The 25327-nt window shown below is 61.4% G+C and carries 28 protein-coding genes; 18 read left to right on the forward strand and 10 right to left on the reverse strand.

Translation table 11 applies throughout. From position 1 onward, the window contains the following. Nucleotides 1-92 precede the first annotated feature (92 nt). The 6 genes from LDN90_RS02660 to LDN90_RS02685 all read left to right on the forward strand — a co-directional run bounded on the left by LDN90_RS02660 (nucleotide 93) and on the right by LDN90_RS02685 (nucleotide 5427). A complete protein-coding gene (locus LDN90_RS02660) occupies nucleotides 93-1091 on the forward strand; it encodes a LacI family DNA-binding transcriptional regulator (protein ID WP_223947815.1) in 999 nt (332 codons plus the stop codon). A 38-nt stretch (nucleotides 1092-1129) separates the two neighbouring features. After that, nucleotides 1130-1423 carry a putative quinol monooxygenase gene (locus tag LDN90_RS02665; RefSeq protein ID WP_223947816.1) on the forward strand — a complete coding sequence of 98 codons (294 nt, stop codon included), beginning with the start codon at nucleotides 1130-1132 and terminating at the stop codon, nucleotides 1421-1423. 30 nt (nucleotides 1424-1453) lie between these two features. After that, nucleotides 1454-2596 (forward strand): phosphatase domain-containing protein, encoded by a 1143-nt coding sequence (locus tag LDN90_RS02670; protein WP_223947817.1) that lies wholly within the window; start codon nucleotides 1454-1456, stop codon nucleotides 2594-2596. 134 nt (nucleotides 2597-2730) lie between these two features. Beyond that, nucleotides 2731-4380: a LuxR family transcriptional regulator gene (locus LDN90_RS02675; RefSeq protein WP_223947818.1), complete on the forward strand. Its 1650-nt coding sequence runs from the start codon at nucleotides 2731-2733 to the stop codon at nucleotides 4378-4380. 89 nt (nucleotides 4381-4469) lie between these two features. Further along, entirely contained in the window at nucleotides 4470-5018 is a 549-nt protein-coding gene (locus LDN90_RS02680; protein ID WP_223947819.1) for a hypothetical protein, read from the forward strand. Between the two features lie 31 nt (nucleotides 5019-5049). Beyond that, nucleotides 5050-5427, forward strand: a complete 378-nt coding sequence (locus LDN90_RS02685) for a hypothetical protein (RefSeq protein WP_223947820.1) — start codon at nucleotides 5050-5052, stop codon at nucleotides 5425-5427. A gap of 99 nt (nucleotides 5428-5526) precedes the next feature. Here the strand turns inward: LDN90_RS02685 and LDN90_RS02690 are convergent, their stop codons facing one another. The 3 genes from LDN90_RS02690 to LDN90_RS02700 all read right to left on the reverse strand — a co-directional run bounded on the left by LDN90_RS02690 (nucleotide 5527) and on the right by LDN90_RS02700 (nucleotide 7586). Continuing rightward, nucleotides 5527-5958 (reverse strand): SRPBCC family protein, encoded by a 432-nt coding sequence (locus LDN90_RS02690; protein WP_223947821.1) that lies wholly within the window; start codon nucleotides 5956-5958, stop codon nucleotides 5527-5529. A gap of 2 nt (nucleotides 5959-5960) precedes the next feature. Further along, nucleotides 5961-6419, reverse strand: a complete 459-nt coding sequence (locus LDN90_RS02695) for a hypothetical protein (RefSeq protein ID WP_223947822.1) — start codon at nucleotides 6417-6419, stop codon at nucleotides 5961-5963. Between the two features lie 69 nt (nucleotides 6420-6488). After that, entirely contained in the window at nucleotides 6489-7586 is a 1098-nt protein-coding gene (locus tag LDN90_RS02700; protein WP_223947823.1) for a LacI family DNA-binding transcriptional regulator, read from the reverse strand. 180 nt (nucleotides 7587-7766) lie between these two features. Here LDN90_RS02700 and LDN90_RS02705 point away from each other — a divergent pair, with 180 nt between their 5' ends. The 5 genes from LDN90_RS02705 (at nucleotide 7767) to LDN90_RS02725 (ending at nucleotide 12581) form a co-directional block, all read left to right on the forward strand. Continuing rightward, on the forward strand, nucleotides 7767-8633 hold the full coding sequence (locus LDN90_RS02705) for an ABC transporter substrate-binding protein (RefSeq protein WP_223947824.1): 867 nt from the start codon (nucleotides 7767-7769) through the stop codon (nucleotides 8631-8633). A gap of 92 nt (nucleotides 8634-8725) precedes the next feature. After that, entirely contained in the window at nucleotides 8726-9514 is a 789-nt protein-coding gene (locus LDN90_RS02710) for an amino acid ABC transporter permease (RefSeq protein WP_216922046.1), read from the forward strand. 47 nt (nucleotides 9515-9561) lie between these two features. Continuing rightward, nucleotides 9562-10359, forward strand: coding sequence for an amino acid ABC transporter ATP-binding protein (locus LDN90_RS02715; RefSeq protein WP_275964099.1), 798 nt, complete (start codon nucleotides 9562-9564; stop codon nucleotides 10357-10359). Then, nucleotides 10359-11420 (forward strand): Gfo/Idh/MocA family oxidoreductase, encoded by a 1062-nt coding sequence (locus tag LDN90_RS02720; RefSeq protein WP_223947825.1) that lies wholly within the window; start codon nucleotides 10359-10361, stop codon nucleotides 11418-11420. The genes LDN90_RS02715 and LDN90_RS02720 overlap by 1 nt, the downstream gene beginning before the upstream one ends. Nucleotides 11421-11468: 48 nt before the next feature. Continuing rightward, nucleotides 11469-12581, forward strand: a complete 1113-nt coding sequence (locus LDN90_RS02725) for an FAD-binding oxidoreductase (protein WP_223947826.1) — start codon at nucleotides 11469-11471, stop codon at nucleotides 12579-12581. A 196-nt stretch (nucleotides 12582-12777) separates the two neighbouring features. Here LDN90_RS02725 and LDN90_RS02730 read toward each other — a convergent pair whose 3' ends face one another. After that, nucleotides 12778-13383, reverse strand: coding sequence for a TasA family protein (locus tag LDN90_RS02730; protein WP_223947827.1), 606 nt, complete (start codon nucleotides 13381-13383; stop codon nucleotides 12778-12780). Nucleotides 13384-13693: 310 nt separating this feature from the next. Here LDN90_RS02730 and LDN90_RS02735 point away from each other — a divergent pair, with 310 nt between their 5' ends. Then, nucleotides 13694-14134, forward strand: coding sequence for a DUF1801 domain-containing protein (locus tag LDN90_RS02735; RefSeq protein WP_223947828.1), 441 nt, complete (start codon nucleotides 13694-13696; stop codon nucleotides 14132-14134). Nucleotides 14135-14500: 366 nt separating this feature from the next. Here the strand turns inward: LDN90_RS02735 and LDN90_RS02740 are convergent, their stop codons facing one another. The 5 genes from LDN90_RS02740 to LDN90_RS02760 form a co-directional block, all read right to left on the reverse strand. Further along, the gene (locus LDN90_RS02740; protein WP_223947829.1) at nucleotides 14501-15997 is read right to left on the reverse strand and encodes a glycoside hydrolase family 32 protein; all 1497 of its coding nucleotides are present in this window, start codon (nucleotides 15995-15997) and stop codon (nucleotides 14501-14503) included. A 79-nt stretch (nucleotides 15998-16076) separates the two neighbouring features. Beyond that, the gene (locus tag LDN90_RS02745; RefSeq protein ID WP_223947830.1) at nucleotides 16077-17690 is read right to left on the reverse strand and encodes an ABC transporter substrate-binding protein; all 1614 of its coding nucleotides are present in this window, start codon (nucleotides 17688-17690) and stop codon (nucleotides 16077-16079) included. Nucleotides 17691-17730: 40 nt separating this feature from the next. Further along, a complete protein-coding gene (locus LDN90_RS02750; protein WP_216922026.1) occupies nucleotides 17731-18690 on the reverse strand; it encodes a carbohydrate ABC transporter permease in 960 nt (319 codons plus the stop codon). 7 nt (nucleotides 18691-18697) lie between these two features. Then, the gene (locus tag LDN90_RS02755) at nucleotides 18698-19672 is read right to left on the reverse strand and encodes an ABC transporter permease subunit (protein ID WP_223947831.1); all 975 of its coding nucleotides are present in this window, start codon (nucleotides 19670-19672) and stop codon (nucleotides 18698-18700) included. A 114-nt stretch (nucleotides 19673-19786) separates the two neighbouring features. Beyond that, nucleotides 19787-20809, reverse strand: coding sequence for a LacI family DNA-binding transcriptional regulator (locus LDN90_RS02760; protein ID WP_216922024.1), 1023 nt, complete (start codon nucleotides 20807-20809; stop codon nucleotides 19787-19789). Between the two features lie 382 nt (nucleotides 20810-21191). Between LDN90_RS02760 and LDN90_RS02765 the strand changes: the two genes are divergently transcribed. The 3 genes from LDN90_RS02765 to LDN90_RS02775 are packed head-to-tail and all read left to right on the forward strand — an operon-like array spanning nucleotide 21192 to nucleotide 23065. Next, nucleotides 21192-21746 carry a sigma-70 family RNA polymerase sigma factor gene (locus LDN90_RS02765; protein ID WP_223947832.1) on the forward strand — a complete coding sequence of 185 codons (555 nt, stop codon included), beginning with the start codon at nucleotides 21192-21194 and terminating at the stop codon, nucleotides 21744-21746. Beyond that, nucleotides 21743-22630 (forward strand): hypothetical protein, encoded by an 888-nt coding sequence (locus LDN90_RS02770; protein WP_223947833.1) that lies wholly within the window; start codon nucleotides 21743-21745, stop codon nucleotides 22628-22630. Before LDN90_RS02765 ends, LDN90_RS02770 begins: the two co-directional genes overlap by 4 nt. A 9-nt stretch (nucleotides 22631-22639) precedes the next feature. Next, complete coding sequence (locus tag LDN90_RS02775; protein WP_216922015.1) at nucleotides 22640-23065, forward strand: CoA-binding protein; 426 nt, start codon at nucleotides 22640-22642, stop codon at nucleotides 23063-23065. Between the two features lie 44 nt (nucleotides 23066-23109). Here the strand turns inward: LDN90_RS02775 and LDN90_RS02780 are convergent, their stop codons facing one another. After that, nucleotides 23110-23412 (reverse strand): hypothetical protein, encoded by a 303-nt coding sequence (locus LDN90_RS02780; protein ID WP_223947834.1) that lies wholly within the window; start codon nucleotides 23410-23412, stop codon nucleotides 23110-23112. Nucleotides 23413-23455: 43 nt separating this feature from the next. On the opposite strand from LDN90_RS02780, the gene LDN90_RS02785 reads away from it, so the two are divergent. From LDN90_RS02785 to LDN90_RS02795, 3 genes are all read left to right on the forward strand, one after another. Then, nucleotides 23456-24028, forward strand: a complete 573-nt coding sequence (locus LDN90_RS02785; protein ID WP_223947835.1) for a polysaccharide deacetylase family protein — start codon at nucleotides 23456-23458, stop codon at nucleotides 24026-24028. A gap of 23 nt (nucleotides 24029-24051) precedes the next feature. Continuing rightward, a complete protein-coding gene (locus LDN90_RS02790) occupies nucleotides 24052-24462 on the forward strand; it encodes an MmcQ/YjbR family DNA-binding protein (protein ID WP_223947836.1) in 411 nt (136 codons plus the stop codon). A gap of 116 nt (nucleotides 24463-24578) precedes the next feature. Beyond that, entirely contained in the window at nucleotides 24579-25205 is a 627-nt protein-coding gene (locus tag LDN90_RS02795) for a hypothetical protein (protein WP_223947837.1), read from the forward strand. Nucleotides 25206-25327 lie beyond the last annotated feature (122 nt).

Here is a 25327-nt window from a genome sequence, read left to right on the forward strand (position 1 = left end):
GTGCAGTCAAGTGTTAATTGAAGTTGAGGAGTAATTCGTTGACAACGATGTCTAATCGTTACCAACCCGACCCTGCGCGCAAGCCCCCCACGATGAAAAACGTTGCTGATCTTGCCGGGGTGGGCATCAAGACGGTTTCAAGGGTGGTGAACGATGAACCCGGGGTTTCGGAGGAAACCCGTCAGCGGGTACTGCGCGCAACGGAGCAACTTCAGTACCACCTGGACATCACAGCCGGCAGCCTCAAGCGTTCCGGACGCAAGACCCAGTCCATCGGTCTCTTGCTTCCGAGTGTTTCCAACCCCTTTAGCGGCGAGATTCACCGCGCCATGGAAGACGCCCTCGGTGCCCGGGGACTTGCAGTTTTCGCCGCAAGCCTGGATGACGATCCGGACCGCGAAAGAAAGCTGATTTCAGCTTTCCTGGGGCGTCGCGTGGATGGTCTTGTGCTGACCACGATCGCCAAGAGCCAGGCCTACATGATCCCGGAACACTCCCGGGATCTGCCGTTGGTGTTCATCGACCGCGAGCCGGTGGGCATCGAGGCGGATGCAGTAGTCACGGATAACGAAGTGGGCGCCGCGGCGGCAGCCACGCATCTTATTAAGTACGGCCACACCAGACTGGCTTACCTTGGGGACCGGACCGATATCCAGACCGCTGTGAAACGGCGGGCAGGTTTCCTGAACGAGATCGGCAGCTCCGGCATCGCGACCTCCACCGTTGCGGTCCGCGAGAATCTTCACGACGAGGAAACGGCCCTCCGGGCTGCGCACGAACTACTCACTTCAGAGAACCCCCCTACGGCGATATTCTCCAGTCAGAACCTGGTGACGTTCGGTGCCATGCGGGCACTGAAGTCCCTCGGTTTGCAGCATGAGGTTGCCTTGGTCGGATTTGACGACTTCACCCTCGCGGACATGATGGAGCCGGGGGTCACCGTGGTTGCCCAGCACCCTGAACGCATCGGAAAGCTCGCTGCCGAGCGGATCCTTGCAAGGATCGACGGCGATGACCGCGCACCGCAGACGTATATCGTCCCTACGGAACTCATCCCCAGGGGCTCCGGCGAGATATTGCCCCGGAACTGACTAAAGCAATCCCGATTCAATCGATCAAAGGACTGGACATGACCAAAACCCTGTACGCAGAATTCACCGTCAAGGAAGGCAGCGAAACCAAGGTCGCTGAAATGATGACAGAACTCGCTGGGCACGTCCGGCAAGAACCGGGCAATGTCACGTTCCTTCCCTACACCCGGGAAACAAATCCGCGGGAATATTTCGTGTTCGAGGTCTACCGCGACGAGGAAGCCTTCCAAGAGCACATCACCGCAGAATACGGCCGAAAGTTCAACGCCGAATTGGCAGAACACATCGAAGGCGACGGTTCCGTCCTCACCTGGCTCACGCCGGTATCGTAGGCGTACGCCCGGCCATGCCAGACTGGAGGCATGTTTCCCCGTCCTGAGAAACCGCGCATTTTGCCCAAGAGCGACGACGCCCAGCCCCCGACGCCGGGAAGCGGCCCGACGCCGGGAAACGGCAAGCGCCGACATCTTGCCGTCAGGCTCGACGACGCGTGGCTGAGGTTCCAGACGCGCGTCGCCATCCGGCGGGGTCGAGTGGAAACGGTCATCCCGTACACCGGTTACGGCACTACGTCCTGGGTGCGGGTGCTGGCCAGGGTTGTCCGCAGCGACCCCCGGGACGCTGCGGGCCACGCCAATCCCTTGCAGGAAAGCATGCGCGGCTGGCGGAACTTCATCAGCGCGCCGGTCGCCCATGCAGCCGTGCAGGTAAACATTGCAGGCACCGTCCATGACGTCGAGGCCGATCGTGGGGGCGTCGTCGATGTTCGCATTGAGGCAGCCCTGAGCCCCGGATGGCACACGATCACACTGCAATCCGGGAGTTCCAGGACGGTCGAAGCTCCCGTGGAAGTCGTGGCGGACGACGCAGACTTCGGTGTGGTCTCCGATATTGATGACACGGTGATGGTGACAGCCCTTCCGCGACCATTCCTGGCTGCCTGGAACACCTTCGTGCTCAATGAGCATGCGAGGACACCGACTCCGGGCATGGCCGTCCTGTACGAAAGGATCGCCAGGACGGCACCGACGGCTCCCGTGCTGTACCTGTCCACCGGGGCTTGGAATGTGGCGCCCACGTTGTCGCGGTTCCTCTCGCGCAATTTGTATCCCGCGGGCCCCAAGTTGTTGACGGACTGGGGACCCACGCCGGACCGCTGGTTCCGAAGCGGCAGGGAGCACAAGCGTACTTCGCTGGAACGCTTGGCAGAAGAGTTTCCCCGCATCAAGTGGCTGCTCGTAGGGGACGACGGACAGCACGACGAAGCCATCTATTCCGAGTTTGCACACCGCCACCCGCAGAATGTCAGGGCGATCGCCATCCGGCAGCTCTCAGTAGGTGAGGCGGTGCTCGCCGGCGGTAGGTCGAAGTCCGGAGGCCAGCCAACGCCGGGAATTCCTTGGATCTATGCTCCGGACGGTGCCGGGATGTCCGCGCAACTCGAGGAACTGGGCATCATTTACAGCCCCGTGCGCTCTGCCGATGAGCCGGAGGAAGGCGACTGAACTCCAGAACGGGTTTGAACTACAGAACCGGCTGAACTCCACCACGGGTTGAAGTGCACGGGCGCACGTGTGCAGGGCGGGCCGGGACCCCGCAGGGCTGTTGGTGCAGCCACCGCCAAGAGCAGAATGAACACATGGTCAATGCCTCGGTATCTGAAGGCCTGGCTGCGGGTGATCACTTCCTCGCTGCTTCCGATTGGAATGCAGCCGCGAAGGCTTTCGAGTCCGTGCTGCTGATCCAGGATGATCCTGCAGCGCATGATGGATTGGGGCGCGCGCTGTGGTGGCTTCGCGACGTTGATCGCTCCATTGCGGAGCGTACAGCTGCTTACGCCGGTTTTCGTCGGCTGGGCCAAGACTCTCCGGCATTTCGTACGGCTTTGTGGTTGGCCCGCGAGTACGCCGATGCATTGGGTAGCGAGGCGGTCAGCCGGGGTTGGCTGGCACGGGCGGAGGGCCTTGCGTTGCGCTTGCCGGAAGGCGTCGAGCGGGGCTGGCTGGCGCTGACGCGCGGTTTGCTACGGGCCGACCCAGCCTCTGCTGGTGATGATGCCAGGAACGCGGTTGGATTTGCGCGCAAGTGGGATGACCCGGACCTTGAAGCCATGGCCCTCGCCCTCCTGGGCCTGGGGACGATAGCCTCCGGCAACGTGCTGGAAGGAATGACGCTCGTTGATGAGGCGATGGTAGTGGCAACCGCGGGGGAAGTTCACGACCAAATGATCTTCGGCGACGTGTGCTGCATGGTGACGCGCGCCAGCGAAGAAGCCTGCGATACATCTCGACTCAGCCAGTGGAACAAGACCCTGCTGCGCTTCATGCACAGTACAGGCCATCCGGCATTGCTGGAATTCTGCGGCACGTGTTGCGCGGAGATATCCCTTGCCGCCGGTGACATCGCGAGTGCCGAGGGCTGGCTCACCAAGACGCTGCATGAATTGGACCAAGGCGGTCATCGTGCACGTTGTGTGCACCCTGCCGCCAAACTGGCGGAACTGCGGCTGCTGCAGGGCCGGGTGGAGGAGGCAAACCGACTGCTCGCGGGCTTCGAGGACCGCCCGGACGCGCTTCGCGCAGCGGCAGCAGTCCGGCTTGCGGTGGGCGACACTGCGGTCGCGGCTGCACTGCTTCATCGCCAGATCCATTACATCGGCGGTGGTCTGCTCACGGTGCCGCTACTCGCGTTGCTTATTGACGTCCAGTTGGCACAAGGTGACCATGGCCAGGCCCGGGCAACAGCCGAACGCCTTGATGAAGTCGCAGCCAAGACGCAATGGCCCCGGTCATTAGCGGCATCGCACCTCGCCGCTGGTCGTGTCGCAGCCGCCCTGGGGGATGTGGCCTTGGCACGTGAACGGCTGGACGCAGCGATTTCAGTTTTTGGCGAGCTCAACATGCCCCTTGAGGCCGCGAACGCCCATCTATCGCTGGCCACAGCGCTGCGGGAGACGGACCCTGGGGTGGCCGTACACGAGGCGGGAGCGGCACTCGCGGCGTTCGACGAGGCGGGCGCCCGCGGTATGGCAGACAAGGCCGCAGTGCTTCTTCGCGCCCTTGGCGGCCCCGCCCGCACGGGCCCGAAAGCGCTGGGGCTGTTATCGCGGCGCGAACGCGAAGTGCTCAGCTTACTTGCCGAGGCCCTGACTAACAGCGAGATTGCTGATCGCCTGTTCATTAGCGCCAAGACGGCCGAGCACCACGTCAGCAGCATCCTCGCTAAGCTCCAATTGCGCAGCCGGGTCGAAGCGGCAGCATTCGCCCTGCGTCAATCCCATAAAGAGTAGGGCCCTTAAATAGGGGATGCTCCCCATCCTTTCCCGCTGCCGTCGCCGCATGCTTTGACTATCCGCAAAACACCATTGGGAGGTGCGGAATGAAGCAGCAACGAACAGCGGGCAACGTCCTCAATCATGAAATCGCTGTGACAGTCCATCAACATGCCACTGTCCCGGCGGACATCGTTTTCGACGTCCTCGCTAATCTGTCCCATCACATGCTGTGGGGAGGGGCCGAGGCATCCACGCTTCTGTCCATGCAGGCCCCTCCAGGGCAGGCAACCGCCGGAACGGAGTTTACCTCGACGGCTGAGGACCGAATCTGCCGGATGAGGGATTCGTCTGTGGTCACGGAAGCGCTTCGGCCCTGGATGTTTGAACGGGTCACGGAGTCCGCTGTGGAGTCAAAAAAGCATGGGACAAAGGCTTCTTGGCTCTTGGTCCACCGTTACGAAATTGAAGCGGCTGCGGAACAGAGCGACGTCAGCTACACCTGCCGGCTGGTGCGAGCCAGTGGGCTGCCGGGTCCCCTGGCCATGTTTGGGTTTCCTGTTCTCAGGTCACTCGCAATGCACGAGTGGGCGCGGGCAAACAAGGACGGATTGGGCCGGCTCATCGCTGCGGCAGAAACCACGGAGCGGGCCTGAACCCGCACTATCACAAAGAAGGAGCAAGGCAATGGCAAAGCTATCGATTGATGACGAAAGCGCCCGCGTTGAGCGCATGACCGGCTATGAGGGCCGATATCGGGAGGCGGACGGATACACCATCGCCTTCGAAAGGTTCGAAGAGGGAGGCGACTTCACGCCGTTCTACAAGGGTCTGCCGGATGACCGGTGCCAAAGCCACCACTGGGGTTACGTCGTGAAGGGCCGACTCACCATGCACCTGCCTGATGGCGACGAGATCGTCGAAGCCGGCGAAGCGTATTACACGCCTCCAGGGCACACTGATGAGCTTGATCCGGGGACCATTCTGGTGGAGTTCAGTCCTACGGAGGAACTCGCCCGCACCTTGGCTGTCGTCGAGCATAACCTGCAATCGGAAGTTGGCTAGGTTGGCAGTTAAACCAGGAATCACGACGGCGGTGGCCAGCCCTGCGGGGGGTGGCTGCCGACGTCGTGGTTTCCGAAGGGAAACCGCCGGTACCTGCCGTCAGGGTTCCAGCACGCGCTTCAGGTTCTGGACGAAGACCTTGTTTCGTCGGGGAACCATGTACGCCATCATTGGGGTCATGAGCATCTTGAGCCCGCTGGGTTGCATCTCCACGGCTCGAGTGAAGCGGGCGCCTTCCACGGCCGGCTCCACCGTATAAGTGATGCGTGGCTGCAGTCCGGCGAAGTCGGCTCGATATTCCAAGCGCGAGCCGGGCTTGACGTCCAGGGCCGTGAACGTGCCGTCGGTCTTGCCCATGAAGGGTTTGAACTTCAGCGGGTAGGTCTTGCCCACGATTGGAACAGGGTCGGTTTGGTCCGGCACGCTGGCAATGTCCACGTGCCAGTTCGGTTCGTTGCGAAGGTCCGCCACATACTGGAAGACCTCCTCCGGTGTCCGGGCCATGACAACGCTCTCTGCGGACTTGATCATGACTACGTGGCGCCTTTCGCTTCCAACTTCTTCAGGCCCATTCGAAGCGAGCTTGCCACTGGCGCACCCCGGGTGGCGACGATCATGAAGGTGGCCAATCGCCCCATCCAACTGGTGGGCCTACGGTTCCACGTGACGTGAATGCGTGAACCACCAGACTCGTTGGATGTGATCCGCGCGCTCACGTAGCTTCCCGGTGCGCAGAAATTACTCTCTTGGACAGTCCACTTCACTTCGTCGGGGTTTGCCCAGTCGTAGTGTTCCTTTGCCCAGATCACGCCACCGGGAGCTTTGCTTCCTTCCCTGATGTCCGCGAAGGTGTCACCCACCTGATAAACCTCGTACATGGGAGGGTAAATACCTGGCCAGATCTCCGGCCGACGCGGGCTAAAGTCCAGTAATGCCTCCCGTACTTTCCCTGGTGGGACGACGGAAACCACATCAACTTCCACTTTTGGCATCTCAGCTTCCTCACCTGATGCTTCCAGTGTGGTCGTCTTCTGCAGCCGCGCAAGGGTTTTTGGCAGTGGCTAGCTGCCAGCCTGGCTGAGCACGCCAACGTCCTTTGGTGAACCGACTGAGCCGCGTCGCACGAGTCGTGCCTCCAACGGCGGTCCAGCGGGTGAGGAAGATTTCCTGCCCTCAATCTGCCGGATCAACGCGGTAGCGGCAGCCATTCCCATGTCGTAGACGGGCTGCGCGATGACGGTTAGCGGGGGAGTGGTGAGCCGGGTCCAGGCGAAATCGTCGTACATGATCAGGGATACGTCCGAGGGGATGGAGAGGCCTGATTCCTGGATAGCCTCCACAACGCTCAAGGCAATGAGGCCGTCGGAGGCAATGATGGCCGTGGCAGCATCCGGCCCCTTCAGCAGGTCACGGGTGATTCGCATGATGGAATCCGCGTCGCCGGCATTGAGTCGGACCAGGTCCATCGGCTGGCTGAGGCCTTCATCTTCGAAGGCGCGGCGGATTCCCTCAAGGCGGTCCGAGATTTGCGAGGAATCCAGCGGCATCCCCGCTACGTAAGGCCCTTCTGTCCGAACGGTTGAGACGAACGCGATGCGTCGATGGCCCGCTTCGATGAGGTACTTGGTGGACTCGTAGGAGATGGTGCCCATGTCCACGGCAAAGGTCTCGACATCGAGTCCCTCGGCGGCGCGGTCCAGCAGAACCAGGGGCCGGCCAGAGTCGCGGACTTCCTTCAGGTGTGCGGTTTCCACGGATGAGGCCGGAGCCACGATCAGCCCGTCAACGCGCTTGTCCAAGAGCACCTGCACGGCGTCCACCTCGGCGGCCCGTTCTTCATCGGTGTTGATCAGGATGACGTTGTAGCCGCTCTTCTTTGCGGTGTCGGTGATGCCCCTCGTAGCAAGGCCGAAGTGCGGGTTTTCGATATCGCCCACCACCACGCCAATGGTGTTGGATTTGCCGGTGTTCATGCTTCGCGCAAGCTCGTTGGGGCGGTAGCCAAGCCCTTCGGCAGCGGCGAGAACCCGCTCCCGGACGTCCTCGCTGACAGCACCATAGTTGCCTAACGCGCGGGCGGCTTGGGCCTTGGAGACCTGCGCGGCTTTGGCGACGTCGGCAACCGTTACGTCCCGCCGTCGGGATCCTTCACTGCTCATGTTCACCTTTCCGAAGTGGTGTTGACGCGGCTTGTGACTTCCGCTACATTTTTCATCAATCGATGTGAGTCCGGTCTCAATCCTAGGGGCTGAGACCGGACTCAACAAGACCCCGCATCGAGTTAGACCCCAAAAGCGGCCCAGACAGCACCGCTGGCCCTCCCACGATTGGACAACGCTGTGATCAAACTGAACTTCCGCCCGGCAGCGCTCGCAGCAGCAGCGCTGGCGGCTATCCTCGCCCTCTCCGGCTGCGGCGGATCCTCCGCCGGGACCTCGAGCTCGGCCGAGAACCCCTATGGCCTGATCGAACCCGGAACCATCCGGGTCGCAAGCCTCGGCGATGCCAAGCCGTATACCTTCACGGACGGCTCGGGTAACTTCACGGGCTTCGATGTTGAACTCTTCAAGGACGTAGCCCACCGTGCCGGCGTGGACAAGGTTGTCTTCACCGGACAGGACTTCTCCGGCCTGCTCGCTGCCGTAGCCAATGGACAGTTCGACGTCGGCGTCGCGGCCATTGGCATCACGGACAAGCGCAAGGAAACCGTTGACTTCTCCGACGGCTACCTGGCTGGATACCTGACTGTCATCACCACCAAGACATCAGGCATCAAGGACGTCAACGGCCTGTCCGGCAAGCGCCTGGGCGTCGTCCAGGGCACGCTCCAGGAAGGCTACGCGGTCAAGAACTTTACCTCCGCCCAGCTGGTCCGCTTCCCGGACAACAACACCGCAATCTCCGCCGTCAACAGCGGCGCAGTGGACGCCCACTTCCTGGACTACGAGGCAGCCAAGGCGTACCAGGAGCAGTTCGGACTGGTCAGTGCAGCTGACATCCCGTCCTTCGACGCCCCGGCAGGCTTTGCCATTGCCAAGAACAAGCCCGCCTTCAAGGAAGCCTTGAACAAGGGCCTTGCCGCGGCCATGGAAGACGGCACCTGGAAGAAGCTCTACCAGAAGTGGTTCCCGGGCTCGCCGATGCCTGAGCAGTACCTGCCCAAGGCCGAGCAGACCTCCAGCCCGTCGCCAACGGCTGCCAAGTAGCGCGACGGCCAACTCAACAACATGGCCGGGCGGGCCACACCCGCAGCCCGCCCGGCCATCCCGAAAAACCAACAAACGTCTGAGAGCACTCAATGGATTGGCTCAATACCATCAGCCGCACGTTCTTCGATGTCGATTCGATGATCGAAGTACTGCCCCAACTCCTGGGAGTTGGACTCCTCAACACCCTGATCATCTCCATCGCAGCAACCATCCTGGGCGTAGTGATGGGCATGGTGGTGGCCGTCATGGGGATCTCGCGGTCCAAGTGGCTGCGTATCCCGGCGAGGATCTACACAGACCTCTTCCGTGGCCTGCCCGCAATCCTCACCATCCTCCTGATCGGCCAGGGCTTTGCGCGGTTCAGCCAGTCAGTGTTTGGACCTTCGCCCTACCCGTTGGGAATCATCGCGCTGAGCCTGATCGCCAGCGCCTACATCGGAGAAATCTTCCGTGCCGGTATTCAGAGCGTGGACAAAGGCCAAGGCGAGGCATGCCGCGCCCTGGGCATGAGCTACTCAAAGTCCATGGCACTGGTAGTGGTGCCGCAAGGCGTACGCCGGGTGCTGCCCGCCCTGGTGAACCAGTTCATTGCAATCGTCAAAGACTCTTCCTTGGTCTACTTCCTGGGGCTTTTGGTCAGCGAACGTGAACTGTTCCGTGTGGGCCAGGACGCTGCAGTGCTCTCAGGCAACCTCTCACCGCTGGTCATGGCAGGCATCTTCTACCTGGTGATCACTGTGCCCCTGACCCACCTGGTCAACTACTTCGACAACAAGTTCCGCACCGGGCGCCGCCGTCCCGCAGCCCCAACCAGCGGGCTGAAGGAAGTCAAGGAACTCGACGCGGCATCGCCGCTCATCACCGGGAGCAACACGTGAACCTCACAAGCAGCAGCAATACTGCCAGCAGCAGCACCAGCACCAACATGTCGGCAGACAAGTCAACCGCCAAGGACAAGTCAGCCTCAAACAACCCCGCCGCCGACGTCCAGACGTTCCACGGCTCCAGCCTGGAACTGCGGAACCTAACCATGGCTTATGGCGACGTCGACGTCCTCCGCAACGTGAGCCTCACTGTTGCCCCGGGAACCACCACGTGCATCATCGGTCCATCCGGTTCCGGCAAATCCACCCTCTTGCGCGGCGTCAACCGTCTGCACGAACCCAAGAGCGGGGACGTGCTTCTGGCCGGCGAAAGCGCCCTCAAGGTCAAGCCGGACATCCTTCGCGCCCGCATCGGCATGGTGTTCCAGCACTTCAACCTCTTCCCGGACCACACAGCCTTGGAGAACGTGGCCCTCGCACTCTGGAGCGTCAAGGGAATGTCCAAGAAGGAGGCACGGGAACGAGCCCAGCGCCGGCTCGCGGAAGTGGGCCTCGCCGAACGCGCCGACCACCGGCCACGCGACCTCTCCGGCGGTCAGCAGCAACGCGTCGCCATCGCCCGTGCACTCGCCATGGAACCCGAAGTCATGCTCTTCGACGAAGCCACCAGCGCGCTGGACCCGGAACTCGTCAAAGGTGTTTTGAACCTCATGGCTGGCCTCGGCCGCCGCGGCATGACCATGCTGGTGGTCACGCACGAGATGGGCTTTGCCCGCAAGGTTGCCGATCAAGTGGTCTTCATGGACGAGGGCGAAGTGGTGGAGGTCGGCACCCCGGCCGAACTCTTCGACAACCCGCGTAGCGAACGCCTGCAGCGCTTCCTTTCGGAAGTCCTGTGATGGGCGGGAATCCTGTGATGGACAAGGCAACAGCGGCACCGATCCGGACCGCCGTCGTCGGGTTTGGCGTCTCAGGCAAGGTCTTCCATGCCCCACTGATCGCAGCAGATCCGAACTATTCGCTGGACGTCATCGTGACGGCGGACCCGGAACGTGCAGCAGAGGCCGCGCGGCTCTACCCGCAAGCACGCATCGTGCCCACCCCGGAGGAGATGTTCGCCCTGGCTGGCAGCCTCGATCTCGTGGTGTTGGGAACGCCGCCGCTGACGCACCTCGAACTCGGTGCCACTGCGATCGCCTGCGGCCTGAACGTTGTGGTGGACAAGCCTTTCGTCACCAGCGTCGCCCACGGTGAGGAACTGGCCGTGCGCGCGTCCGACGCCGGCGTGCAGCTAACGGTCTTCCAGAACCGCCGGTGGGACGCCGACTTCCTGACCTTGCGCAAACTGCTGCAGGAAGGGGCGCTGGGCGAAGTCCGGACTTTTGAGTCACGGTTTGAATGGTGGCGGCCCGAAGGCTTCGGGAACTGGCGCGATACGTCAACACTTGCCGAAGGCGGTGGCATCCTGCACGACCTGGGCGCCCACTTGATCGACCAAGCCATCCAGCTGTTCGGACCTGTGGAGGAAAGCTACGGCGAAACCGCAAACCATGGCCCCCATCCCGGCGCGGCGGACACTGAGGCCTTCGTGTCCCTACTCCACGAGTCAGGGGTGCGGTCCCGGCTGTGGATGAACGGCATGGCGGCCCAGGTTGGCCCGCGGTTCCACGTCCTCGGAGCAAAAGCGGGCTACACCAAATGGGGACTCGACAGCCAGGAACCTGCACTCGCAGCCGGTGTCACGCCGTCGGACGCTTCTTATGGCAACGACCCCCAGGAGTCTTGGGGGCTTCTGGGAGTTGACGGTTCAGCCACACCCGTACCTGCAGAAAAGGGCGCCTACCCGCAGTTCTACGCAGAACTGGCAGCCTGCCTCCGTGGCCAAGGGCGGCTCCCCGTCGCCCCGGCCGAGGCTCTGGAAACGCTCAAAATCATCGAAAACATCCACGCCTTCGCGTAAGCGCAAGAGCGTCCCAAACATCCACAAGCACGAAAGAAAGGGAGAACTATGTCCTCCACCAAGCACGTCGCCGTCATCGGGGGCGGCATCCTGGGCGTTTCCACCGCCGTTCACCTGCTCCGCGGGGGAGCTTCCGTGACGCTCCTTACCGAGCAGGGCCTGGCAAGCGAGGCCACGGGCCGTTCACTGTCCTGGCTCAACTCGGCCGGCGAAAGGTCCACCCCTTACCACCAGCTGCGGCTGGCCGGCGTGGATCGGTACCGGACACTGTTCGCCGCCGATCCCACCCGCGAGTGGCTGCAGTTCGGCGGAGGCCTCATGTGGAACGCGGCCGGTCAGCGTGAGGTGACGGAGGCCCGCCATGCTTACGAACAGTCGATTGGGTACGACTCCAAACTTCTCGCCCCTGAAGAGATCGCATCGGTGACGCCCGGCATCGACGCCAGCGCTGTTCCCGAGAACGCCATCTTCAACCCCGGTGAGGGCTGGGTCAGCCTGCCGGACCTGGTCAACTTCCTGATGGAGGAGTTCCACGCCCTCGGCGGTCAGCTTGTCCTCAACGCGGGTAAAGTCCAGGTGACGCTCGACGGCGGCCGGGCCAGCGGCGTCGAGACTGCTTCCGGCGAGACCTACTCAGCCGATGTGGTCCTCGTTGCTTGCGGCGCTGCGACGCCCGCCGTCGTGAAACCGCTAGGGGTGGAAATCCCCAATGGTTCGCCAGTCTCCATGCTGGTGGTCACCAAACCTGTGGAGCACCAGGTGAAGGCAGTGATGAATACACCACGTGCGGCCGTTCGTCCCAACCCGGGGAACACTTTCGCCCTGGACCACGACTGGTATGAAGACCGGATCACCGAACACGCCGACGGCTCCTTCAGCATCCCGGACGAGGTTGTCCAGGAACTTGCGGACGAATCGTCCAAGCTGATTGCAGGCAATCCGGAACTCAAGCCTGCGTCCTGGAAGATCGGCTACAAGCCCATCCCCGGCGATGGTGAGCCCGTCTTCGGTGAACTGGGCCAAGTGCCCGGTTGCTTTGTAGCCTTCACACACTCGGGCGCCACGTTGGGACTCATTGCAGGCGAACTGCTGTCCGGAGAGATCCTGACAGGCAAGAAGCACCCCATGCTGGCAACATTCCGGCCAGGACGTTTCTCCTAGCGCTTACCCCTTTAATAAGCCGCATTAACTAAACAAGCCGCCTTAACAAGGGCCAACGGCCCCGATACGCCGTCTGCATGAGCGTTTCGGGGCCGTTGGAGTTTGTTGGGGAAATAGTCCGCCGGGACTGATCGGGCTGGGGGAAGGAAACCGATCAGGCGCGGCGGGGCTCTGTTTGTTGATTCTTAGACTGGTGTTACTTGGTGGTTTCGGTGCGTTGGGTGCCGGTGAAGGCGAAGGCGATGGTGCTGGTGGCGCCTTGGAAGGTGTCGTTCGCGGTGGTGGGGAACGCGGTGGTGACCTTGAGGTAGTCGGTTTTGGCCGGTGCCAGGGCGGTGAGGTTGTTCAGGACCTTGTTCGCGGTGATGACCGGGGCGGCAGCCATGACCGTGGTCTTCGTTCCAGAGCAGGTGTAGGGGGCTGCGGCGCCGGTCCAGGCGACCGAGCAGTTCTCGATCGTCAGCTGCAGGCCGTTGGTTACGTCGGTGGTGAGCAGTGAGGCGGTGGCCCCGGCGGAGGTGGTGAGGGTGACGTTGTTCAAATCCGAGTTGCCGGTGTTGGCCAGGGTGACGAGCTTTTCGACCTTGTCTCCGGGCAGCAGCCCTGCGATGGGGACGTTGAGGGTGTTGTTCGCTCCCGTGCCCAGGGCGATGGTGACGGTGCCGGCGGTGACTTGCTGGCTGGCCGAGGTGGAGGACGTGAACGCGCCGTAGGTTCCCATGCCGGCGACGGCGGCTGCGGTGCCGAGCAGTGCGACGGAAGCGAGGACTTTGCCGGAGGTGGTCTTGAGGCTGATGGCCATGGGAATCAGTGTCCTTTCGGGAGGCCACCGCAACCGGGTCGGCCGTTTGGTTTGCCGGCCCTGAGTGGCTGACAAGAAACACTGTGCCGGGCCCGGATCAAGAACCACTCCTGCAATCCATCAACACTCGCTCAGGAAAAGATCAAGGGATTTGCCCGTCCATCCGATCGAAAACGTCGTGCTCCCTTGAGCTGCTTGGATGCGTCTGAGCAGTCTTGAAGAAGTCGAGCAGTTTTGAAGAAGCCCGGCGCTTGGCCCGGACCTATCGTTGAAATATCCGAACGATTTCCAGCAGCGAGAGGGGCCTGCCATGACGGAGACCGGAACTACCAAGTCCTACGACGGATTCAGCGAGGACGAACGCGCCGCGATGAAGGAGCGCTCGCAAGAGCTCAAAAAGACCAAGAAGGCTTCCAAGGCCGACGGCGAGAGCGATGTCCTGGGAAAGATCGCCGAGATGCCGCCGGCAGACAAGGCCATTGCGCAGCGACTCCACGCGCTGATCCGGGAGCACGCGCCGGAGCTGTCACCGAAGACCTGGTACGGAATGCCGGCGTATGCCAAAGACGGGAAGAACATCGTCTTCTTCAAGAGCGCCGACAAGTTCAAGAGCAGGTATGCCACTCTCGGCTTCGAAGAGAGCGCAATGCTCGATGACGGCAGCATGTGGCCAACATCGTATGCCCTGACTGAGCTCACCCCGGAGCTTGAATCAAGGATCGTCGAGCTGATCAAGAGGGCGGTCGGCTAGCGGAGCGGAAACGGCGACGACGGCGACCTTCACCTTGGTAGGTGACGGCCGCCGTCGTACTCGTTAATCCAAAACCAGCCTAACTTGGCGGCTGATCCGGCTGATGTGTGGGGTCTGGATGTGGTGGAACGGGACCAGGATCCGGAACCGGGAGCGGCCCGGGCGTCGGATTTGGACTCGGAATAGGGCTGGGCGGGAACGGGGTAGTGGGATCCGGTGGTGGCTGGACCGGTCCCGGTTCCGGCGGGAACGGCTCAGGTTCGTGAGTCGGAGGAAGCGTCATCATCTCTCCTTTGGAACTCAGGGTTGGTTTTTTCAGCCTACTCCTGCCGGCGCGTCAGCTACAGAACTCCGCAATGCCCGCTGTCAGGCCAACGACGTGAGCTCTAACGAAGGAACTGTCGCTGAACCCCCTGTGGCGTACGCCGATACACTCACACTGTCGGGGGCCGGAAAGATCAGCTCGGTGAGGGTGACTTGGCCGTCTTGGGCGAACACTTCCACTGAGCAGTGGTCAACGAAGATGCGGAGTGAATAGGTTCCGTCTTCGGACTGCAAGGGAGCGGTGTCCATTGATGCAAAGGACTCGTGGAAGGCGGTGTTGCCGGAGGCGGTTCTGTCCACATGGATAAGACCATCGCCGGGCCTGATCCCTATTCTTGTTCCTTTGGCGCCGTTGCCTCGGACGATGAGCCCAAATTCCTCGGCGGAGCCAGGGACAAACTTCACGTCGATGAGTTGTACTGCAGCGCCGCCATCAAGGGGGAGGATGCCGTCGACGTCGAGCTCTTCATAGGCAACGGTGCTGGTTGGGGACCCTTCCTTCTCCCACACGGCCACTTGACTGAGGCGCGGTTGTCCGTTGACGGTCACAAGGGAGACTTCGCGGACCAGGGACATCGGGCTACGCCAGGGCGAGGTGGGGATGGCGCTGCTGTATTGCCAATTGTTCATCCAGGCGATCATGAGCCGGCGTCCGTCGGGCGCGTCATTGAATGACACGGCTGCATAGTAGTCCCTGCCCCAGTCCAGCCATTGGTACTCGGAAAGTCGCAAGGGGTCCTGCATCCCGTCTGTGACGGTGGTTTCGGAAGTGAAGGTCACGCCGTCGAAGTGGCCAACGAAGTACTGTCCCGAGGAACCGCTGTTGGGGCCGCCGGGGTTGAGGTTGACCGTGAGGACCCATTTGAGTTGGTCCTCGTTGCCGTCCAAGGGCAGCGGGAACAGGTCAGGGCATTCCCACACGCCACCGGTCGCGTTGGCCGGTCCGAAACTGCTCAGGTAGTCCCAGGTCTTCAGGTCATGGGAACGGTACAGGACCACGGTGTGGTCCTGAGCTTCGACGGCGACCATGACCCAGTAGGCTTCATCCGGGCTGTTGTAGCGGAACACTTTGGGGTCACGGAATTCGGGTGAGTTGCGGTTCAGCACGGGGTTTCCGTCATGTTTGGTCCACGTGTAGCCGCCATCGGTGCTGAATGCGAGGGACTGTGCCTGGATGCCGGCGTGCTGGGAGGAGCCTTTGTAGGCGCTGGTGTAAACCGCTACGAGCGGGGACGTGTATTCGGTGCCGAATCCGCTCGTGTTCCCGGCGTCGTGGACGATGCTTCCGGAGAAAATGTCCTCGACCTCGTCGCAGGCAATGGCCACTGGCTGCTCGGTCCAGTCGAGAAGATCGGTTGAGGTGGCGTGGCCCCATGACATGTTTCCCCAGACATTCCCGAAGGGGTTGTTCTGGTAGTAGAGGTGATAGGTGCCGTCGTGGAAGATCAGCCCGTTGGGATCGTTCAGCCACGTGTCTTTGCTGGCGTAGTGCATTGCCGGTCGGAAGGCTTCACGTGTCGGGGCGGATACGGCGGTCATGGATGAAGGTCTCTTTTCTTATGCTGCGGAAGAAGTCAACCAGCGGCCGGGCAGGCCTGTCCTGCCCGGCCGTGGAGGGTTAGGAGTTGCTCTTATAGCGGTCGTAGGCCTGCTGGTAGACCTCGATCATTTTGTCGAGTCCGATGTTCTTCAGCTGGGAGACGTAGCCGTCCCATTCGGTCTCGATGCCGCCGGAGACGATCCATTTGGCGGTGTTTTGTTTCACCAGCGAGGCGGCGTCGGCCTCTACGGTGCTGATCTGCTGCAGTTCCTCGTTGGACAAGGCCACGGGCGGGTAGCCGTCGTTGGCAGCGTAGGGTTTGTAGTTGTCCTCAACGGTCTTTTGCCGTTCGGCTGCCCGGGGCTCCGGGGCCACCACGTTCTTGAAGTTCTCTGCCGTGTTGGCCTTCGGTCCGCCGGGGGCGACTTTTTGGCGGCGTTCACCTTCGCTGGTGCCTGCCGGTGCGGGGATCTGGGTCAGCAGGCCGGTGGCGGCGTCCTTCTGCAGTGTCTCTCCGATGGGGCCCCAGTTGGCCTGGGCAGACTGTACGGGGTCGTAGAGATGGTCGGCCCAGCGCATTGTGGCTGCCGGATACTTGTTGGCCCGGGTGATTGCGAACGCGCCGCGGGCGATCTCCTGGTTGTTGGATTGGCTGGCGAGGTGCTTGCCGTTGACACCTTCGAGCACGGGAACGAGTGAGTAATTGCCGGCACGGTCCGCGCCAACCATTTCCTTGACTTCCCACCAGACGAAGGATCCGAGGTTTTCAGTACTGGCTTTGCCCTTGGCCAGGTATGCCTTGTCGTCCTGGGAGAACGACTCGGGGTCGATCAGTCCTTCCTGGTACCACTCGTGCAGCGTCTGGATGGCTTTCTTGTAGCCTTCCTGCGTGGCGGTGTAGATGACCTTGCCGTCCTGGACGATGCGGTGGTCCATGTTGTCCGGAACCTCACCGAGGGCGGCGATCAGGTCAACAATGTCTCCGCACCAGGAACCGGGCATGAAGCTGAGCGGGATGGTCTTCCCCGTCCCGGAAGCATCGCGTTTCTTGAACGCGAGGAGGGCGTCGTGGAATTCGTCGATGGTCTTGGGCATCGGGATGCCCAGTTTGGCCAGCCATGAGGTGTTGATCGCGATCTCGTTGGGGAATTGCACCAGTCCGAGTTCCTCGATGGAGGGCAGGGAGTAGATATGGCCGTCGGAAGAGGTGATCGCGGCTTTGATGTCGGGCCGGTCTGCGAGGAGCTTGGAGAGATTGGGTGCGTTCTTCTCGATGAGTCCTTCAAGCGGTATGAGTGTGCCGCTTGCCGAGTAAGTGGCGATTTCGGAATCGGTCAGACCGGAGTTGAAGAAGGCGTCGGGCAGGTCCCCGCTGGCGAGGATCAGGTTCTTCTTTTCCTTGAAGACTGCTTCGGGCAGGTTCTCCCATTGAACATGGACGTTGGTGTCCTTTTCCCATTGCTGCACCAGGGACATTGTGTTGTAGTCGGGGGCCAGGGCGGATTTGGTACCCGAGAAGGTCAGCGTGAGTTTGTCTTTCACGATCGGAAGACCGGTTTCCTGGAATCCGAAATCTGCGGAGGCGTCCTTGATGTCTGGGGTGCTGTCCTGGCTGTTGCCCGAGCAGGCAGTGAACGTCAACGTTCCGGCCATCAGGGCGCCGAGGACGGCGAGTTTGCGGCGGTGTGCCATGGTCTTTCCTTTTCTAGGTTGGGGTTGGGAATAGCCGGTGCTACTTGACGGCACCAATCAGGGTGCCTTTGGTGAAGTGCTTCTGCATGAAGGGAAGGGCGATCATGAGCGGGAGGCTGGAGACGACGATCATGGCGTACTTGGTGAGTTCGGCGATCCGCTGTGCTGCGGCGTAGGACTCGATGTCGCCACCGGTGGTGCCGGTAGAGGAGACATCCGATTGGATGAGGATGTTCCGCAGCACCAGCTGCAGAGGGTATTTGGAGTCGTCGTTGAGGAAGATCAGGGCATCGAAGAAGGAATTCCAGTGCGCCACGACATGGACCATGATCATCAGCATGATCAAGGGCTTGGACAGGGGCAGGACCATTTTGAAGAAGAACTTGAAGTCGTTGGCCCCGTCCATTTGGGCTGCTTCCCTAAGCTCGTTCGGGATGGTGTGCTCGAAGAATGACCGCGCGATAATCAGGTTCCAGACTCCGACCGCGCCCGGCAGCACGACGGCCCAGATCGTGTTCAGCATGCCCAGGTCCCGGACTACCAGGTACTTGGTGATGAGGCCTCCGTCGAAAAACATGGTGATGACGAACAGAAGCATGAGCAGCTTCCGTCCGGGCATGTCTTTGCGGGAAAGGGCGTAGGCACCGAACAGGATGGTGGTCACGCTGACTGCCGTGCCAAGCACGGTGTAGATCACAGTGTTGCCAAGGCCATTCCAGATGCGGCTGTCAGCGAAGATGCGTTGGTAGCCCTCCAGCGTAACGCCCGAGGGAAACAGCCAGACTTTTCCTTCGTAGACGGCATTCGGATCGCTGACCGAAGCAATCACGATGAAGTACAGAGGGTAGACCACTGCCGCGATCGAGAGCAGGAGAACGGTGATGGCAATGATGTTGAACGCGGAGTCGGCCCATTTGTCACGCAGTGAGAAGGTGCGTTTGGCGACGGTCTGCGAGGCGGGCAGCGTGCGTTGGGGTTCGGAGGCGGTTTTTATAGTCATAGCCGGATCACCAGAGGGTTGCTTGGTTGGCCTTGCGCGCCACCCAGTTGAAGGTCAGGAGGAGTGCAAGGTTGAGGATGGAATTGAACAGCCCGATGGCTGCCGAGTAGCTGAACTGGGCTTGCTGCAGGCCAGCATGGTAGACGTACGTCTGGATAATTTCCGATGTGGACAAGTTCAGGTTTGTTTGCATGAGCAGGGCCTTTTCGAAACCAACGTTGAGCAGGTTGCCGATCGCCAGGATGAACAGGACCGTGATAACGGGCATGATCCCCGGCAGGTCAATGTGCCGGACGCGCTGGAGTTTGTTGGCGCCGTCCACTTTGGCAGCGTCGTGCAGGGCCGGGTCGATACCGGCCAAGGCAGCCAGATACACGATCATGGCGAAACCGGCGTTCTGCCACACGTCCGAAATGACATAGATAGGCCGGAACCACTCTGCTGAGCCCATGAAGAACACGGGCTCCCCACCGGCGAGTTGGATCGCGTTGTTGACCAAGCCCGATCTGGGTGAAAGCAGGACAAACATGATGCCCACCACCACCACGGTGGAGATGAAAGCAGGGGAGTACAGGACAGTTTGGGTGAATTTCTTGAACCGTTCACTCTGGAGCTGGTTGACGAGCAGCGCCAGAATGATCGGAATCGGAAAAGCCACCAGCAAGCCAAGGACGGCGATCCAGAGCGTGTTGCCAAGGACCTGGCCGAATTGGTAGGAGTTCACAAACCGGACGAAGTGCTGAAGGCCCACCCAAGGACTGCCGGTGAAACCGTCCACAGGGTTGTAGTTCCGGAAGGCAATCTGGACCCCATACATGGGCCAGTATTTGAAGATCAGAATGTAGACCAAAGCAGGAGTCAATAGCACGTATAACTGCCAAGCCCGGAGAACCCTTTTCAAACGTGTCGCGACTGGTTTTCGTGGATTGGCTGCGGTGGGCTTGGGAGTCGATTTCCTGCGAGCTGTGATGGTGCGGCTCACGGTATTTCCTTTGAGGTTTTCATAGAATTTCTTTCCATGAGGGGATAGCCCATGGACCCACGGGGTTATGGGCTGGGTTGAAGTTTGGGGAAGGGGAGAGACCGAAAGCTGGATTCAGTGGCCGGGATGGGCAACAGAGGCCCTGATAACCGGCGGGCAGGAGATCCTTTCCTGCAGACGGGGCGCCTGGGAGTTCTCCACTTCTTCGAGGAGCTTTCGGACGGCCCACCGCCCCATCTCGTAATGGGGGAGCGCGATGGTTGACAGGCCTGGCCAGAGTCCGTCCGCGACGATGTCCAAGTTATCAACGCCCACTATTGAGACGTCCTTGGGAACACTGAGGCCAAGATGAGCGGCGGCTTGGTAGGCGCCCATGGCCATCTGGTCACGGAAACAGAACAGTGCGGTGGGCCGCTCAGGGAGCGACAGCACCTTCAAGGCGCCGTTTCTGGCATCCTCGGTACTGGGCGACGTGGCCACGTAATGATCAGGGTGGCAGGACAAACCGTGGCGGCTCAGCGCCGCGAGGAACCCCTCCAAGCGCCCGTGGGCGGCCGGGATATCGTCGTGGTTGTTGATCATGCCGATGCGGCGGTGGCCGGCGGCAATCAGCAATTCCGCGCCTGCTACACCGGCGCCGACTTCGTCAGGGACTACGGAGGACACCGACGGATCATCGCAGGTGGCATCGAGCAGGATGATGGGACTTCCCCGGAGTTCTTCAGGGATCGAGACGGAGTGGTTGTACATCCGGGCGTAGATGATGCCATCCACTTGGTGCTGCTTGAGTGCCCGGATTTCGCGCCTTTCCAATTCATTGTCCAGACCGGAGTTGACTACCATGAGCAGATAGCCGAGCTCCGAGGCCGCATCCTGAGCCCCTTGAAGCATCGCCCCTGCGAAGGGGGTGGTGACGATCTCGTCGCTCACCAGTCCCAGGATCTGGGACCGCTGGTTCCGCAACCCGCTGGCCAGTCGATTGGGCGCATAGCCCAGCCCATCTGCCACGGACTGCACATGGGCCACCGTTTCAGCGTTGACACGGGAGCGGTGCGTCTCGCTCAGGGCATGGGAAACCGTGGTGACGGAAACTCCAGCTGCCTTCGCTACGTCCTTGATGTTGACCTTGGTCGTCATTGACTCACCTTTGCAAAACGTTTTGTATGTGCCTTGGATCACTTTATGCAAAACGTTTTGTATCTGTCAATGGTTTGATGGCCATAGCCTGACGGCGGGCCCGAACTGGTCCCACAGGAAATGATTCAAAAAAAAAGTTCGTACCTCGCGTAACCCTTTGGCGTACCCCGACGATTACGTCTTTGAAAGGGCCGAGCTGGAATTTGTCCCCCATCATGTTCCAGCTCGGTTCTTCTCTTTCTTAATGAGATTTTGAGAGACATGATGGGCCATCCTTGGGGTGGCCCGGTTGAGCAGATAGCCTTGGTGGGTTGCCCGTCGAGCAAAGGCGGACGACCTGGCTCCAAGCCCGGACCTGCCGCCGATCGAAAGTCTCATAACTGTGACCGACGCATTGACCGACGAAGCGCTCCATGCGCTCAGGGGCAATAACGCGGAACTGTTCAGCGCCGTCTACCAGGCGTACGCCGGACCGGTTCTCGGCTACCTGACGGCTAAAGGCGTCTCAGATCCCGAGGCCATCACACAGGACGTGTTCCTTGCTGTCCTGCCCCGTTTGGATGACATCCGAGGCGGTGCGGGCGGATTGCGGACCTTTGTTTTTTCAGTGGCCCACGCCCGCATGGTGGATGAGCACCGGAAGCAAAGCAGGGCCCCGGAACACCACGAGTTCGCACCGGAGCGCGATCCCCGCCAATCGGGTTCTGCCGAATCCGAGGCAATGGGCCTCCTGGCTCCCCGCGAGGTCATGAAGCTCCTTGATCACCTCGGGGACGATCAACGGGAGGTCCTGGCCCTCCGGATCGTGGCAGGCCTGACCGTGGAGCAGGTGGCCGACATCATGGGGAAATCCGCCGGCGCGGTAAAGCAACTGCAGCGCAGGGCTTTGATGACGCTCCGTGAGCATTCGGTAGTAAAGGAATACGTGTCCTCATGACATACAGGGATATGGAACGCGAAGATATCGTCGACGAGCTCATGCTCGACGCCGGGCCCACTGACGCGCCCGACCTCCGGCAGGCCCTGCTCTCCATGCGTTCCTTCGCGAACCTCCCAGCACCCGCCCCGAATGCGGCGCTGGCCGCGATGCTCGCCGGACCGCACGATGAAGTCAGCAAGCGCCGTTGGCGACACAAGCACCGGACGGCTGTGGTGAGCGTAGCCGTGGTTGCGGCTATGGGACTCGGCGTAAGTGGTGTGGCCGCTGCCAGTTCCGGATTCACCCGTACGCCTACGTTCGTCGATGAACTGCTGGGCAATTTCGCTCCGCAACCTTCGGCCGCAGCGCCAGCACTGCCTACGCCTGATGCTCCGAAGGTCAGCACCGAACCAGCGCCCCCAGTGGATCCCGCCGCCCTCCCGCCAGCCACCGAATCACCCGCGGTGCCGCGAATTCCGGGGACTTCCGACGCTGCCGTACCGTCAGGCCAGACGCCTGTTCAGCCAGAGCATGGAGTCCAGCCAGCGCCCGGAGTGCAGCCAGGGCCTGGGGCGCAGCCAGGGCCTGGGGCGCAAGCGGACGCCGTCGCAAACGTCCCAGCTTCAAGCGTCGCCGGCGAGCTATCTCGAACCGCCCAGACGAAACCTGCAGAAGCAGAACCTCGGGAGATAAAGCTTGAGGCAAAGCTTTACGAGGCGGTGCTTGGGCAGGCGAGTCTCCTCGAGGCTGTCGAACCAACCGCCGCGCCGGCTACGCCCGCGCCCGCCGACGGTAATAAACCAAGCCAGGCTCTCCGATCGCTGGGCGGGAAGCCGGCTCACGAACAGTCCCAGTCCTTCGTCGACAAGCTGAAGCAGCGGCTGAAAGGCGCGGGACGCTAAGCTAGCTTCATGATGCATGTCAACGATCCGGCCGTGGTGGAACGATTGATGCGAACAAAAGGATGCTGGGCAATCGTCGGGCTTAGCAACAATGAGTGGCGCTCCGCATACGACGTCTCCTTGTACGTTCGCGATCGCATGGGCATGGAGATCATCCCCGTGAACCTCAAGGGCGAGGATGTCCATGGCGAAAAGGGATACAAGTCGCTCGCGGATATTCCTGCGGAGAAACACCCCATTGACGTCGTTGACTGCTTCGTTAACTCCCAGCGGGTGGGCGCAGTTATTGATCAGGCAATCGCAATCGGCGCCAAGGCTGTGTGGCTGCAGCTGGGCGTCTTTGACGACGACGCCGTCCAGCGCGCCAGGGATGCAGGTCTGGACGTCGTGGTCAATTCGTGCCCGGCGCGTGAAGGCTGGCATTACGGCCTGTAATCGCCAAGTCGATTCCTTTGCTAATCTGCAGCTGACTCATTCTTTTAGCCTTGGGGGACGGCCATGTGTGGCGACCATTCAGCGGTGCCCATTTCCACACCAGCCAGGCGGGCCGTCTTGGGGGTATTCGGGGCTTCGCTTGTTGCCGGTTTGAGTGCCTGCGCTGCACCCGAAAGCACAGCACCTGAAACCACGACGCCGGAGCTGTCGCCTGCTTCCGCGTCTGCCTCGCCCGAGGTGCCGGGCCCGAACGGTGCGCTGTCCGTCGGTGGCGAGGTGCCGCCGTCGTACAGTGCAGCGCCAACCCCAACGCCCACCGCCACGAAGCGGATCCGGCGGACGTTCATCCCCGATTACCAGCTGCCGCCGATCGTTGGCGGCCTTGCGCCAGTGATCACCAAGATCGAAACCAAGCACCCAGTAGTGTTCCTGACGATCGACGACGGAAATATTAAGACCCCGGAATCGGTCAAACTCATGACTGACTACGACTACCCGGCTTCCCTGTTCCTGACCAGGGACACCATCGCCGACAACCCCGCATTCTTCAACGCGTTCAAGGCGCAAGGCAGCCTCGTGGAGAACCACACCGTCACGCACAACATCAACATGGTCCGGCAGTGGGGGTATCAGCAGCAGCTGAACGACATCGTGGGCATGCAGGACTACGCCTTTCAGCATTATGGCCGGCGTCCCACGCTGTTCCGGCCCCCGGGCGGAGCCTATTCCAACGTCATGCGCCAAGCGGTTGCGGCCGCTGGGATGAAGGCGATCATCACGTGGGAGGCCAAGGCGAACGCCGGAAAGATGGACTACCAGGTGGGTAACTCGCTGCGTCCCGGCGACATCGTGCTCATGCATTTCCGTGCCGAGTTCGCCGCGGACCTGGCTGCTTTCCGTGCTGCGCAGTTGGCCGCGGGTCTGGAAGTGGTGCTGCTGGAGGATTTCCTAGGCGTGGCGTAGGGCTGCCCGGGTAGGCTCTCTCCATGGACGTTTCCCAGCTCCGCCGGATCTGCCTGGGCTTTCCCGGGGCCTTTGAAGACTTCCCCTTCGGACCCGAAACGTCCGTGTTCAAGGTGCGGGCCGCCGTCGCTGGTGGAGCGCGGCACGAGGCCAAGATGTTCGCGCTTTCCGCCATGGATCCTGACAATTGGTCGGTGAGCCTGAAGTGCGAGCCCGCGTTGGCCGAGCAACTCCGGGCAGCGCATCCCGAGATCACAGGCGCCTGGCATATGAACAAGACCCACTGGAACGGCGTCCGGCTGGATGGAGCCCTTCCCGACGACATGATCCGGGACATGGTGGAGGACTCCTATGATCTGGTGGTGGCTACGCTAAGCCGGAAACAGCAGGAACAGCTCGGCTGGGCGCGCCTCGTCAACCGTCCTGGTCTCTAAAGCCGGAATGGACCGGGCCTGACACAGCCCCGCACCCTCTCCCCACGCCGCTGACATGGGGCTACATTGATAGTGCAAGCCAACGGGCGCAGCTGAGGCTGGTCAGGAGCGGGTTGATGCTGGATCAGGGAACTTTGGACGACTTATGGAACTTTGGCGATCCGGCAGCGTCCGAAGCCAGGTTTCGCGCAGCCATGTTGGAGGAAATCTACGACGCCGATGAGCGGGCGGAGCTTACAACCCAGCTTGGGCGGGCCATCGGTTTGCAGGGCCGGCTCGAGGAAGCCGATGCACTCCTTGACGGAATCGACGGCGACGAACCCACAGTGGGCGTGCGCGTGCTCCTGGAGCGCGGGCGGGTTTTGAACGCCGGCGGGCACGCCGCGATGGCAGTGCCACTCCTCGAGCAGGCTGCCGAGTTGGCTGACCACCTCGGTGAGGAGTTCCTGGCGGTGGACGCGCTGCATATGCTCTCGATTGCGGATACCGCCAATGCCGAGGCCTGGATGCGGAGCGGCCTCGAGTATGCCTCCACGGCCCATCATGAGCGAACCAAGCGATGGATGATTGTTTTGCACACAAGCCTCGGTTCGTTTCTGCACGGTAACGGGCGCTTCACCGAGGCCTTGGTGGAGTTCCAATTAGCCGAACAATGGGCGGAACGACTGGGAACTGAGCGGCAAAGGGTGCTTGCCCGGGAAGCGATTACCGAGTGCGGAAAGGCCCTCGCGGAAGGTCCGTAGAAAGATCACGCTTTGACAAATGTTGATCGAAACTGGCAAGAAATATTGATTTTCGATCATTCGTGGTGAAGTATGTCACACGAAGGTTGGCACTGCAGAGTGGCCAACCCAGACTGTCCGAC

Origin of the sequence: Arthrobacter sp. NtRootA1 (assembly GCF_019976975.1) — a bacterium.
Classification (GTDB): Bacteria; Actinomycetota; Actinomycetes; order Actinomycetales; family Micrococcaceae; genus Arthrobacter; species Arthrobacter aromaticivorans.